Below are 12,838 nucleotides of genomic sequence, written 5' to 3'. Positions count from 1 at the left end.
AACTATTTTTGTAAAATAAATCGATTTTATTTCCATTCTGGAGAATCTTATCATAAAATGAAAGTACAAGAATCTATTGATTTGTCATATGAGTGGGGGATCCCTTCATAACAATTCCAAACAGGAAGGGAGAGTTGTATTTTGGATATTGAAAGAATTAATGATCATACAATGAAATTTTTTATTACGTACATTGATATAGAGGATAGAGGATTTAACCGTGAAGAAATTTGGTATGACCGCGAACGAAGTGAAGAACTTTTTTGGGAAATGATGGATGAAGCCCGTGATCATGACGATTTCTTTATTGATGGACCACTATGGATTCAAGTGCAAGCAGTTGACAAAGGGATTGAAGTGCTTGTAACGAAAGCACAGCTTTCAAAGGATGGGCAAAAGTTAGAACTACCAATAGGTGTAGACAAAATTATAGATATTCCTCTAGATGAAGGAATCGAATCGTTATTCCAGCAAGAATTAGAGGAAGAGGAAGTAGAACCAGCTGGTACAAACTTTAATGAAGATGGCACGTTTGGCTTTTTAATAAAGTTTAATGATTTTGAAGATGTAATTTCATTAAGTCATCGTCTAATCTTTGAAGATATAAAAGATGAGCTGTATTCATTTGAGGACCGCTATTATGTATATGTGGAATTTGATGAAGTGCTACATGATGAGGAAGAGATTGATCGTATTTTAAGTATTATTTTAGAATATGGAGAAGAATCTACTCTAACGATTCACCGTTTAAGTGAGTATGGAAAACAAGTTGTGAAAGAGCGTGCGCTTGAGACAATTCGAAACCATTTTCCTTCTAAAACGTAGGCCGATTTCTATAGTATGAAATCGGCTTTTTTTATGAAGCATAGGAAAGTTGTCTTTGTAAGGAGGTAAGAGATGAAAAATACGTTAAAACTACTTTTCTTTTTTCTATTATTGTTCGCATTATTTGTTTCGTTACGTATGTTTATTGATGTAGCATTTTATTCGGATGTAATTGGGATAGAAAACATTTCGATTTTAGGTATTATTAGTATTATATTTACGGTTTCTGCGTTTTTAATAGGGTGTGTTATTTTCTTAGAAAACCGCCACCCGTCTAAAACACTTACATGGTTAATCGTACTAGGTATTTTTCCAGTGTTCGGTTTCTTTGCTTATTTATTATTTGGACAAAACTTTCGTAGGAAAAGAATGTTCCAAAAGAAGGCATTACTTGATGAACAGGCGTTTTTACAATATAAGGGACACGAAGATCACGAAGAACGAATTTTGAGAAACCATAAGCATCAAGAATTGTTATTTCGCTTAGCAGATCGACTGGGTGCTTTAAATATTTCATTTCAAACTGAAACGAGGACATTAACAAATGGAGATGAAACGTTTCAGGCAATTTTAGATGGATTAAATCGAGCGAAACACCACATTCATATGGAATATTACATTGTACGTGATGATAAGCTAGGTACAGAAATTAAAGATATTTTAATAAAAAAATCAAAAGAAGGCGTTGTCGTTCGTTTTTTATATGATGCGGTTGGAAGTTTTAAATTATCAAATTCGTATATTGAAGAATTGAATGATGCAGGAGTAGAAATGATTCCATTTTTCCCTGTACGCTTTCCGATTTTAAACGATAAAATTAATTATCGAAACCACCGAAAAATCGTTATTATTGATGGAAATGAAGGATTTGTAGGTGGATTAAATATTGGCGATGAATATTTAGGGAAGGATAAATATTTCGGTTTTTGGCGAGATACGCATTTATATTTGCGCGGTGAAGCAGTTCAAAGCTTACAGCTGATTTTCCTTCAAGATTGGTTTTATATGACTGGTGAGGCAGTATTAGCGCCTGAATATTTACAAGCGAAAGCAGTTGAGGGTGATCATTGGGGCGGAGTGCAACTAGTTGCGGGCGGACCAGATAATAAATGGGAAACAATTAAACATTTATATTTTGCAATGATTGCTTCTGCTCGGAAATCGATTTGGATTGCAACACCATACTTTATTCCAGATGATGATATTTTATCTGCATTAAAAGTAGCTGCACTTGCTGGTATTGATGTTCGTTTGTTAATGCCAAGTAAGCCAGATAAGCGCACTGTCTTTTATGCATCAAGATCGTACTTTCCAGAGTTATTAGATGCAGGAGTGAAAATATATGAATATGAAAAAGGTTTTCTTCATAGTAAAGTTGTCATCGTTGATTCTGATCTTGCTTCAATTGGGACAGCTAATATGGATATGAGAAGTTTTCATTTAAACTTCGAAGTAAATGCCTTTTTATATGATACAGATAGCATTCGAAAGCTCGTTCAAGATTTTAAAGATGATTTAGAAGAATCAAGTGAAATTCATGTCGATCGCTTTCATAAAAGGCGTCTTCATAGACGAATTGTTGAATCAACGTATCGGTTATTATCGCCTTTGTTATAGAAAAAGATGTCCTAAATTAGGACATCTTTTTTTGAAGGGAATTTGTAGTAATTTGTAGAATACAAGAAGCTGAAAGGGTGTGATTGCGATATTTATTGCAAGGAGAGAAAACGGAGAAAAAATTCATCTATTATATAACCGGGATGAAGAGTGTTTACGCAATATGCGTAAACAAGAAAGATTTTTTTGTACAGCTTGCGGAAAGGAAGTGCAAATGAAATTAGGAAAACAGAAGAGCTGGCATTTTGCTCATAAGAAAGTAGATTCATGTCTTGCGTTTTATGAAGCAGAATCTATGTATCATATGCACGGTAAAGAGTTGCTATATAAATGGTTAAAGACGCAAAGTTGGGATGTGGAAATTGAGCATTACCTTCTAGAGATTCGTCAGCGTCCGGATCTGTTTATAGAAAGAGGAGGGAGAAAGATTGCTATTGAATATCAATGTGCTACGTTATGCACGGAGCAATTATTAAAGCGAACTTTATCGTATTGGAGAGCAGGTATACAAGTAATATGGATATTGGGCGGAAATCAAATGAAAAGGCACTCCGCGTATTGGTTTTCGTTATCTTCGTTTCATTCTTTTTGTTTACAGTCTTATCCTCAGCCATTACTCTTCTTTTTTTGTCCAAAGCAAAAAGCATTTATGAAATGTGCATTTATAACCGCATTTTCTTCAAATATTTATTTCTCACATACTATTTATTTACCTCTTCGTACTACTAGTCTTGAAAATCTTCTTCAGCCAGTTCCATTTCAAAAAAAACGATTAGAACAAGAATGGACACATAAAAAGCGATATTTTCGGACGAATGCTTTACCTATTTGGAATTATAATCATAAGTCACTACTACGAGTTCTATATCAATTCAAATTTACCCCAGCGAGTTTTCCTTCTGAAATTGGTGTTCCTCTTCCATCCTCATTTGCTTTTCAATCAAATCCATTTATATGGCAAGCTTCTCTTTATATGAAGTGCATAGGTAAGCGTAAGGTAGGGGAGTATATTTCCCTTCAATACGTATGTAATTATGTAGCAAAATATACGAGGAGGCGTCTACTTCCGTATTTTGCACAACAAATATGGAAGGTAGCAGTTGCAGAGTATATGACATTTTTATGTTATGCAGGTGTGTTAAATAAAGTAGGTACTTATAAGTATCGAAAAATAAGAGATGTTGTTATGTTAAAAACAGAGGAAGAAATTATGAAATATGATGAAATTTGCTTAGCGCATGCACTATCTCTATTTGAGACAAAGTACAACATGAGAGAGGGAAAAGTGGATATAATAAAGACTGATCGTGAAGGAATTACATAAGAAAAATCGAATTGTACTTAAGTAGAGATATTTAAAGGAGGGCTTAAAGAATGGCTGAACAAAATACAGTAAAATCATTACCAGATCGCAATGAGATTGAAGAAGCAAACACATGGCGATTAGAAGATATTTTCCAAACAGATGGAGAATGGGAAACAGAATTTCAGGCTATTAAAGAGCTATTACCGAAGTTAATTGAATTCAAAGGGAAACTTGGTGGATCTGCAAGCAATTTACTTGAGACGCTGCAATATGAAGATGAAATTTCAATGCGATTAGGTAAGCTATATACATATGCTCATATGCGTTACGATCAAGATACAACAAATTCTGTGTATCAAGCATTAAATGATCGTGCGACAAATTTATATTCACAAGTATCTAGTAGCACAGCGTATATCGTGCCTGAAATCTTATCCATTTCAGAAGATACGTTACAAGCTTTCTTACAAGAAAATAGAGAACTAAGTGTATATGAGCATGCATTAGAAGAAATTACAAGCCAACGTCCACACGTATTATCTGAAGCAGAAGAAGCTTTATTAGCAGAAGCATCTGAAGTGATGAGTGCATCAAGTAATACATTCGGAATGTTGAATAATGCAGATTTGAAATTCCCATCTATTAAAGGTGAGGATGGAGAAGAAGTAGAAATAACACATGGTCGTTACATTCAGTTTTTAGAAAGTGATGATCGTCGTGTTCGCCAGGATGCATTCGAAGCTGTTTATGAAACGTACGGAAAATATAAAAATACATTTGCAAGTACGTTAAGTGGTGCAGTAAAACGTAATAATTTCAATGCACGCGTTCGTAAATACGATTCTGCACGTCAAGCTGCATTAAGTAATAATAATATTCCTGAGGCGGTATATGATCAACTTATTGAATCAGTAAATGATAATTTACACCTATTGCACCGTTACATTGATATTCGTAAGCGTGCTCTAGGTCTGGATGAGCTTCATATGTACGATTTATATACACCACTTGTACCAGAAGTGAAAATGAATGTGAAGTATGAAGAAGCGCAAGAAATGTTATTGAAATCTTTACATGTACTTGGTGATGAATATGTTGAAATTTTGAAAGAAGCATATGAAAATCGCTGGGTAGATGTGTATGAGAATAAAGGAAAACGAAGTGGTGCATATTCATCTGGTGCATACGGAACAAATGCGTATATTTTAATGAACTGGCATGATAATGTGAATAATTTATTTACACTTGCTCATGAGTTTGGTCATTCTGTGCATAGTTACTATACAAGAAAGACACAGCCGCACGTATATGGTGATTATTCAATTTTCGTAGCAGAAGTAGCATCAACTTGTAATGAAGCACTTTTAAATGATTACTTATTGAAGACGACAGAAGATAAGAAAGAGCGTCTATATTTATTAAATCACTATTTAGAAGGATTCCGCGGTACTGTATTCCGTCAAACAATGTTTGCAGAGTTCGAGCATATCATTCATAAGAAAGTACAAGAAGGACATGCCGTTACTCCAGATATGTTAACGGAGATTTACTACGATTTAAATAAGAAATATTTCGGTGATACTTTAGTAATTGATAAAGAAATCGGTTTAGAGTGGTCTCGTATTCCGCACTTCTATTACAACTATTACGTATATCAATACGCAACAGGATTTAGTGCGGCAACAGCTTTATCAAAACAAATATTAGAAGAAGGGCAACCAGCAGTAGAACGTTACATTAACGAATTCTTAAAAGCGGGAAGCTCTGATTATCCAATTGAAGTGTTGAAAAAAGCAGGAGTAGATATGGCATCGCCAGAACCTGTAAGAGAAGCATTACAAGTATTTGAAGAAAAGTTAAACGAATTAGAAGCGCTACTATTTGAAGAGAAGTAATTAAAAAGACGAGGATGAAATTCCTCGTCTTTTGTATTGTTTTGAACATTGATTCAGATATGTGTTGAATTTGTCGTTATTTGTCGAAAAGTGATGAGATTTCGCTTATTTTTTTCTAAATTAGAAGAGGTTTCGTGACTTATTTTTGTAGTTAAAATCGTTTGAACCGTTTTTTATGGTTGAAATAAGAGAGAGCGATGACGATAACTCCGAATAAAAGAGGTAAGGCAATAATTTTAGGAAAAGCTTGTAATAGAGAGAGGATATACAAGAGAAAAGAAACAATAACGCCTAGAAAGATAAGGAAAATATGAGACTTTTTCATAAAGAACACCTCCTAAATTGCTTTTTCTATAGCTTATTCAGGAATGAAAACGTTTAGAATGTGACAAAAGTGTGAAATTCGACAAAAGGGGTTGTCATCTGACGTCGAATCTTGTAATATAATAAGCGTGAACGAATTCACATACAAACATATACCCCTTTGTTTGAACGTGAAAATTTCTCCCATCCCCTTTAATATTTTTATAAGCCGTAAAGAAAAAGACCTGGTGTTTACACCAGGTCTTTTTCTTTTGTAATCCATTTCCAATAACGTTCGCACTTTACTTCAATCATTTGTACTTTTCGCTTTAGTAGTAATTTTTTTAGTTCGCGTTCTATTTCTTGCTGAGAGCAGTCATATATAAATGAGATTTCCTTCGAAGAAATAAATTGTGTTGCTTCTAGTAATACCTCTAAAGGCGGTAATGGTTCTGGCTCAATCTCGCATTTCACAAGTTCTTTCAATAGCTGTACGTATACATCATAGGAATAAATCCCTGCGATTTTAATGCCTTCCTCATCTGAATTTGCATGGAAAAATACGAGGGAAGGAATTTCTGTAATGTGCATCTCATTTGTGAATTTCAGGTCACATTGGAAAGCTTTTTTTGCACTAATGGAATGTAAATCTTTTTTAAATTCCTCAACATCAATACCGCTATCTTTAGCACATGTAAGTAATAATTCACCGTCAGGGTTTGATACATTTTTAAGCAAAATGTATTCTTGGAGTTTTCGCAAAAACTTCGAACCTGCTTTTCGGCCTTGTAACTCCGCCGCCTTAATTGCCATCGAAACTAAATACGGTGTTGACGATGCATCTTGCATATGTACCTTTCCATCACATGAAAAGCCTTGTAAACTTGTTGTTTTTTCCCACACAAATCGAATATTAGCAGGTTTATTCCATTTGTGTGAGGAAGCATTTGCTCCGTCCACTTTTCCTGTTACTATATGACGAATCGAGAAGTATTTCCCGTATTCAAGCCATAGTTTAATAATAAATGGCTCGATATCCCAGCAATCTTTACAAAGTGGATCAATAAATAAATATGCTTCTACAGATTTATGTTCGCATGTGGAAGGAGAAGGCATATTCATATGCTTAGCTTCCTGCTTATCCATTACACTTCACCTGTTTCATTTGGAGTATTAACCATATGTTGAGCAGTTAATGCTAAACGTTCAAAAACAAACTCTCTTATATGACCGTGCACTCCTGTATCATTCATTGCTTGCTCCATACATGATAGCCAAGCTTCTGCTCGTTTTGGAGTAATCTCAAACGGAAGATGGCGTGCTCTTAGCATAGGATGCCCATGTTCTTCAGTGTATAAATTAGGACCACCTAAATATTGTGTTAAAAATTGTTTTTGCTTCCTAGCGGTTTCTGTTAAATCATCCGGGAAGATCGGAGATAAGTCAGGGTGTTCACTGACATAGGAATAAAATGTATCCACTAATGTTGCAATGCATTGTTCACCGCCAATTGCTTCAAATGGTGTCATCGGTTGCTTGCTCATCCTTTATAAACTCCTTTTTCCATGAAATGTATATCTATTGTAGCAATGGAATGTTATGAAGAGCAACTAAACAGCCTTCATAACATTCTTTGCTTATTCTATAAGTTGCTAATAAATCTTTTTCTTTTCTAAAAGGTGAAACATAGTCACTGGTGAATTGTTTCTTCACTAATGGAATTTTCACTTTAGCGTGCTTTGTTTTGTTTGGCAAGGAAAAAGCGTTTTACTTTGTTGTTTGTATGACGAACTGGTACGTTATGTTGCTTTAGTAAACTCATAAATGCGGCTTTACCAGTCTTTTCATCTTGCACTTCGTATTCAATTTCATAATCATCGTGATTGTAATAGAAACTATGATCAAAGACAAGCGTTCCGCCTTCAAATAATGTTTCAGCTCTTTCTGTTGTTAAACTACCCATATAAGTTAAAGAGGAAACGGGGATTTGTAATTTGTGAAGTTGATCCATTACAGCGCCTTGAATAATTGTGTTTGTTTCCATCATAAGGTTAGCTTCTTTCTCTGTTACAGACTGATGAGTTTCTAATAAACCAATTTCAGCAGGTTGCTTTAATGTTAATGTATAAGTTCCATCTTTATGACGAATACGAAGTGCAGAGCCCGCATCTTTTAAAGAAAAGTGAGGCGTTTCAAAGTAGTGATTCACTTGTTTTGTAAATGCTTCAATAGAAAAAGATTTGCACAATGTTTGGAATTCGTCCTCTGTAACCATATTTTTAAATTCAATTTCAATCTCTTGTGTCATTGTATGCGCTCCTTTTGAAAAATAATTCTTTACACATTATCGCTTTTTCACAAATTTGGTTCAATGTTTTATTTGTTTGCGTCCATGTTATGATACAATAATACTGTTAAGTAAGACAGGAAGTTGAGATGGAGGAGTTCGAGCATGCAAAATAAAATCCAAGTTAAGAGCGTAGAAATGAGAGAGAATGCTCTTATTTTTTGTGCGGAAAATACTGAAATAGAGGTAAAGGAGTTAAGTACGCGTAATCACGTACTTGTAGACTCAGACAATTTATCATTTTTATATATCTTAGAAAACGAAACATCTTTCATTTATGTAAGCATTCCGCATACATGCTGGGAAGCAATGCATGAAGCGATGAATAAAGATACAGCGATGTTTATTCGCGTGAATGATGTTGAAATGGAATTAGAAGGATTAAAAGAAGAAGTAGAATATTTAGTTGAAAATATTGAAGGTAATGCGAATTACGGAGAAGAATTAGTAACTGCTGTAGAAAAAGTGTTTCTATAAGCAAATGGATTGATTTTGGTGGTGGTTGAAATGAATCGTAATTGGGAAGAATTTTTAGCGCCTTACCATCAAGCGGTGGCAGAGCTGAAAGTGAAACTAAAAGGAATGCGTACTCAATTTGCAATGTTAACGGAGCATTCTCCAATTGAGTTTGTAACAGGAAGGGTAAAGTCGGTTGCAAGTATTATTGATAAAGCGGAGAAGAGAAATGTACCGCTTGATCGGCTAAGAGAAGATATGCAGGACATCGCGGGCCTTCGAATGATGTGTCAATTTGTTGATGAGATTAAGCCTGTTGTAGAATATCTTCGAAAACGAAATGATTTTGAAATTGTGGAAGAACGTGATTATGTCACGCAAAAGAAAGACAGCGGCTATCGCTCTTACCACGTTGTCATTAGTTATCCTGTTCAAACGATACAGGGAGAAAAAAAAGTATTAGTTGAAATTCAAATACGTACGTTAGCAATGAATTTTTGGGCAACGATTGAGCATTCTCTAAATTACAAATATAGTGGACGTTTTCCTGAAGATATTAAAATACGCTTACAACGTGCAGCGGAAGCGGCATTTTTATTAGATGAAGAAATGTCTTCCATTCGTCTTGAAATTCAAGAAGCGCAAAAGATTTTTTCACGAAAGCAAGAAACGAAAGATTCTGAATCATAAACTAAAGGGTGTTGGGCGATGAAATTTGCAATTATGTCAAAGGGAGATCAATCATCAGATACACTTGCAAGTACGATGAAAGAGTACTTGCTAGATTTTGGATTTATAATGGATGAAAAGGAACCCGATATTGTAATTTCTGTTGGGGGAGATGGAACGCTTTTATATGCATTTCATCGTTACTATAATCGATTAGATGAAACCGCATTTGTTGGTGTACATACAGGTCATTTAGGTTTCTATGCAGATTGGTTACCGACAGAAGTAGAAAAGTTAGTGATTGCAATCGCTAAAACGCCATTCCAAGTGGTTGAATACCCGCTTTTAGAAGTGATTATTCGCTATGTGAATGGTAGTAAAGAGTCACAGTATTTGGCGATGAATGAAGCGACTGTAAAAAGTGCAGAAGGTACATTAGTAACAGAAGTGGAAATACGCGGAGAGTATTTTGAAACGTTTCGCGGAGATGGTCTTTGTATTTCTACTCCTTCAGGAAGTACGGCGTATAATAAAGCGCTTGGCGGAGCAATTATTCACCCGTCTATTGAAGCGATTCAAATTGCAGAAATGGCATCCATTAACAACCGTGTGTTTCGTACAGTAGGCTCGCCGCTCGTACTGCCGAAGCATCATACATGCGTTTTGAAGCCGGCTGCAGGAATGAACTTGCAAATTACGGTGGATCATTTAACGATGGTTCATCAAGATGTGAAATCAATCCAGTATCGCGTTGCGAACGAGAAAGTGCGGTTTGTTCGTTTTCGTCCGTTCCCATTTTGGAAACGTGTCCGTGACTCGTTTGTTGCAGATAAATAGAGAGGGTTTATATATTTGAACAGATTTACATTGAAATGGACTATACAATCTGTAGCAGAAGGAATCTTAGTTAGAGAATTTTTAAAAACAAAGGGGATTTCTAAAGCTGCATTAACGGATATAAAGTTTCATGGCGGAGCAATTGAAGTGAACGGTGAACATGCGAGTGTTCGTCATAAGTTACAAGCAGGTGAAGAGTTACAAGTCTTCTTTCCAGTGGAGGAAAGAAGTGAAGGGATGATAGCGGAAAATATCCCTTTATGCATTGTATATGAAGATGATGCAGTGCTTGTTATGAATAAAGAGGCTTATATGTCAACGATTCCGTCTAGGGAGCATCCGTCAGGAAGTGTTGCGAATGCTCTTTTATATCATTATGATAAACAACATCTCGCAAGTACAGTGCACATTGTGACGCGACTAGACCGTGATACTTCAGGGCTTATGTTAATTGCGAAAAATCGATTCGTTCACCATCTTTTATCAAAGCAGCATCAACAAAAAGGGGTGAAACGAACGTATGAAGCGATCGTTCATGGAATGATTTTAGAAGAGGTAGGGACGATTGACGCACCAATCGGACGAAAAGCGGATAGCATAATCGAGCGAACTGTCTGTGAGGATGGTCAAAGAGCTGTTACTCATTTTAAAGTAAGGGAGAGTTTTCCTAATAAGACGCGTGTAGCGCTTGAGCTCGAGACAGGAAGAACACATCAAATCCGTGTACATATGGCGCATATAGGACATCCGCTACTTGGAGACGATTTATACGGGGGACAAAGAGATGTGATGAAACGCCAAGCGCTTCATAGTACGTCTTTGACGTTTTATCATCCTATTTTAGAAAAGGAAATGACTTTTACTTCCAGCATTCCAGATGATATGCAACATGCTTTACATAACAATTAAAAGGGAACAAAATTCTTAATACAATAAGAATTTTGTTCCCTTTTTTCTTAGCGGAATAATATTAGAATTTGATTCTCACTAGTACGTTTTATAACGAAAAAGCCACTTTCAGCTTTTGTAGCAATGCCGTCATCATTTGGACGACAATATCCGTGTGTTTCGCAAGTACCGTCATCACGTACTAACATTTGTCCAATTAATCCGATAGGAAGCCACTCGGTGCGATTTCGTCTTGATATATACTTGCAAGCTGGATCCCATTCTGTATTTAAAAGAGGCAGTATTTCTTGCGTGTCCGTACGTGTATATTGACGTTTTCCGAAGCTATCTGTTTTATAGCGCTTTGCCCAACTTAAAGCACCGCTATTTCCTATGAGAGCGGGTGTAGCACTAGATATTCCTAATATGAATGAATCGTTTGAAGTAGCTATACGAATTTTTTCTTCACTACTAAATGTAACGAAATAACCGACATCAATAGGGTTATGATCTGCTGTTTCAAACATTTGTGCATAATCAGTTCCGCTTGCATTGTAAGAAGCGCCATCGATATACATTTCTCCATTATGAGCAAGCCATTTTGCACCTATATTATGAGCGGTTTCATTTGTACCATTTGCAATAAACCATGAATAAGCCTCTTCGGCTGTACCAAATTTCCCCATAATATGGCTACCGGCAAAATTAGCTGTTGATGTATGATTTCCTTCCGCATGAGATGAGAACCCGTTAGCGATAGTTGCGGTTCCTTCTGCATGTGCTGCTTCGCCTAAAGAAATCATATGTTTTCCTTCCGCGTGAGAATAAGAGCCGCCTGCTGTCGTTTCACTTCCTTCACTATGCGAACTATGTCCAGTTGCTTTTGTTTTTGTCCCTTCTGCATGAGAAAAGGGACCCATTGCTTGTGTAAGAAATCCTTCGGCATGTGAGGCGATTCCGTCAGCTGTAGAGTGAAGGCCCTCCTTAAATGCATATCTCGCCACTTTTTTATTCTTTGAAGGAGTAGGTGAAGGTATGTGAGATTGAGTGATAGTAGGCTCTTCTTTTTTTGTGTCATCGGTTAAAGTTAATACTTCTTTTATTTTTTTTACTTGCTGTATAATATTAGAAGTTATTTCGGGTTGTATTTTTTCATTCATTACTTCGGGAATATTAGCTTGTTTTTTTTCTTTTATTGCTTCAGGAATATCAGTTTGCATTTTCTCATTCATTACTTTGGGAATATTAGCTTGTTTTTTTTCTTTTATTGTTTCAGGAATATCAGTTTGCATTTTCTCATTCATTACTTTGGGAATATTAGCTTGTTTTTTTTCTTTTATTGTTTCAGGAATATCAGCTTGAATTTTTTCATTCATTGCTTCAGGAATTTCTTTTTTTATATTCTCTTGCGAACTGCCTGACTCAAGTATAGGCTCATTGTTAGGAGAAAGATGTTTCTTTTTTTGTAGTGCCGTTCTTTTTCTATTCTCGATAATTTGTTTCATAACAGCACTCTCTAAAGAAATATACATTTCTCTCGTTTTTCCTTTCTTTATTTCCTCTCGTTCTTCTATCTTTTCAATAGCCGCAGCTCGTATGCTGCACCAGTTGTTAATTCCGTACATGGGCTGGTATAAAGGGAAAAAGTTTCTGTTTTGTTTAGATGGTTTTCTCTTCATTCCGTCACCTCCTGCG

13 protein-coding genes and 1 pseudogene are annotated in these 12,838 nt (G+C 35.8%); 8 read left to right on the top strand and 6 right to left on the bottom strand.

From position 1 onward, the window contains the following. Positions 1-141: 141 nt before the first annotated feature. The 4 genes from mecA to pepF all read left to right on the top strand — a co-directional run bounded on the left by mecA (position 142) and on the right by pepF (position 5,643). Positions 142-825 (top strand): adaptor protein MecA, encoded by a 684-nt coding sequence (gene mecA, locus ACTFQM_RS09480; protein ID WP_440034141.1) that lies wholly within the window; start codon positions 142-144, stop codon positions 823-825. Positions 826-897: 72 nt separating this feature from the next. Continuing rightward, on the top strand, positions 898-2,442 hold the full coding sequence (locus tag ACTFQM_RS09475) for a cardiolipin synthase (protein WP_048369649.1): 1,545 nt from the start codon (positions 898-900) through the stop codon (positions 2,440-2,442). 79 nt (positions 2,443-2,521) lie between these two features. Beyond that, positions 2,522-3,766, top strand: coding sequence for a competence protein CoiA (locus tag ACTFQM_RS09470; RefSeq protein WP_440034140.1), 1,245 nt, complete (start codon positions 2,522-2,524; stop codon positions 3,764-3,766). Positions 3,767-3,816: 50 nt separating this feature from the next. After that, entirely contained in the window at positions 3,817-5,643 is a 1,827-nt protein-coding gene (pepF, locus tag ACTFQM_RS09465) for an oligoendopeptidase F (RefSeq protein ID WP_440034139.1), read from the top strand. 151 nt (positions 5,644-5,794) lie between these two features. Here pepF and ACTFQM_RS09460 read toward each other — a convergent pair whose 3' ends face one another. From ACTFQM_RS09460 to ACTFQM_RS09445, 4 genes are all read right to left on the bottom strand, one after another. Beyond that, positions 5,795-5,968 (bottom strand): hypothetical protein, encoded by a 174-nt coding sequence (locus ACTFQM_RS09460; RefSeq protein ID WP_440034138.1) that lies wholly within the window; start codon positions 5,966-5,968, stop codon positions 5,795-5,797. Between the two features lie 230 nt (positions 5,969-6,198). Further along, positions 6,199-7,092, bottom strand: coding sequence for a ClpXP adapter SpxH family protein (locus ACTFQM_RS09455; protein ID WP_033718811.1), 894 nt, complete (start codon positions 7,090-7,092; stop codon positions 6,199-6,201). Further along, positions 7,092-7,490: a globin domain-containing protein gene (locus ACTFQM_RS09450; protein WP_002170846.1), complete on the bottom strand. Its 399-nt coding sequence runs from the start codon at positions 7,488-7,490 to the stop codon at positions 7,092-7,094. Before ACTFQM_RS09450 ends, ACTFQM_RS09455 begins: the two co-directional genes overlap by 1 nt. 185 nt (positions 7,491-7,675) lie before the next feature. Next, a complete protein-coding gene (locus ACTFQM_RS09445; RefSeq protein ID WP_002170847.1) occupies positions 7,676-8,254 on the bottom strand; it encodes a CYTH domain-containing protein in 579 nt (192 codons plus the stop codon). A 144-nt stretch (positions 8,255-8,398) separates the two neighbouring features. Here ACTFQM_RS09445 and ACTFQM_RS09440 point away from each other — a divergent pair, with 144 nt between their 5' ends. Genes ACTFQM_RS09440 through ACTFQM_RS09425 form a run of 4 tightly spaced genes read left to right on the top strand, consistent with a single transcriptional unit; the run spans position 8,399 to position 11,164 of the window. Then, positions 8,399-8,770 (top strand): hypothetical protein, encoded by a 372-nt coding sequence (locus ACTFQM_RS09440; RefSeq protein WP_440034137.1) that lies wholly within the window; start codon positions 8,399-8,401, stop codon positions 8,768-8,770. A 30-nt stretch (positions 8,771-8,800) separates the two neighbouring features. Continuing rightward, positions 8,801-9,439: a GTP pyrophosphokinase gene (locus ACTFQM_RS09435; protein WP_002170849.1), complete on the top strand. Its 639-nt coding sequence runs from the start codon at positions 8,801-8,803 to the stop codon at positions 9,437-9,439. 18 nt (positions 9,440-9,457) lie between these two features. Next, positions 9,458-10,255: an NAD kinase gene (locus tag ACTFQM_RS09430; protein WP_002170850.1), complete on the top strand. Its 798-nt coding sequence runs from the start codon at positions 9,458-9,460 to the stop codon at positions 10,253-10,255. A gap of 15 nt (positions 10,256-10,270) precedes the next feature. After that, positions 10,271-11,164, top strand: a complete 894-nt coding sequence (locus ACTFQM_RS09425; protein ID WP_427349939.1) for an RluA family pseudouridine synthase — start codon at positions 10,271-10,273, stop codon at positions 11,162-11,164. A gap of 47 nt (positions 11,165-11,211) precedes the next feature. On the opposite strand, the gene ACTFQM_RS09420 is transcribed toward ACTFQM_RS09425, so the two are convergent. Both ACTFQM_RS09420 and ACTFQM_RS09415 read right to left on the bottom strand, forming a co-directional pair. After that, a complete protein-coding gene (locus ACTFQM_RS09420; protein ID WP_440034407.1) occupies positions 11,212-11,829 on the bottom strand; it encodes a peptidase G2 autoproteolytic cleavage domain-containing protein in 618 nt (205 codons plus the stop codon). A gap of 401 nt (positions 11,830-12,230) precedes the next feature. Then, positions 12,231-12,822, bottom strand: a pseudogene (locus ACTFQM_RS09415) (hypothetical protein); the annotation flags it as partial. Positions 12,823-12,838 lie beyond the last annotated feature (16 nt).

The sequence above is a fragment of the Bacillus cereus group sp. MYBK30-2 genome (assembly GCF_051915945.1).
In the GTDB taxonomy this organism is placed as follows: Bacteria; Bacillota; Bacilli; order Bacillales; family Bacillaceae_G; genus Bacillus_A; species Bacillus_A paramycoides.
The sequence above is the reverse complement of the archived record's forward strand: the minus strand, read 5'-3'. Positions and strand labels throughout refer to the sequence as shown.

Coding starts and splice junctions, on each gene's coding strand:
- ACTFQM_RS09435 (WP_002170849.1), top strand. CDS start 8,801: ATGAATCGTAATTGGGAAGAATTTTTAGCGCCTTACCATCAAGCGGTG.
- ACTFQM_RS09475 (WP_048369649.1), top strand. CDS start 898: ATGAAAAATACGTTAAAACTACTTTTCTTTTTTCTATTATTGTTCGCA.
- ACTFQM_RS09450 (WP_002170846.1), bottom strand. CDS start 7,490: ATGAGCAAGCAACCGATGACACCATTTGAAGCAATTGGCGGTGAACAA.
- ACTFQM_RS09440 (WP_440034137.1), top strand. CDS start 8,399: ATGCAAAATAAAATCCAAGTTAAGAGCGTAGAAATGAGAGAGAATGCT.
- ACTFQM_RS09420 (WP_440034407.1), bottom strand. CDS start 11,829: ATGGGGAAATTTGGTACAGCCGAAGAGGCTTATTCATGGTTTATTGCA.
- ACTFQM_RS09460 (WP_440034138.1), bottom strand. CDS start 5,968: ATGAAAAAGTCTCATATTTTCCTTATCTTTCTAGGCGTTATTGTTTCT.
- ACTFQM_RS09445 (WP_002170847.1), bottom strand. CDS start 8,254: ATGACACAAGAGATTGAAATTGAATTTAAAAATATGGTTACAGAGGAC.
- pepF (WP_440034139.1), top strand. CDS start 3,817: ATGGCTGAACAAAATACAGTAAAATCATTACCAGATCGCAATGAGATT.
- ACTFQM_RS09455 (WP_033718811.1), bottom strand. CDS start 7,092: ATGGATAAGCAGGAAGCTAAGCATATGAATATGCCTTCTCCTTCCACA.
- ACTFQM_RS09430 (WP_002170850.1), top strand. CDS start 9,458: ATGAAATTTGCAATTATGTCAAAGGGAGATCAATCATCAGATACACTT.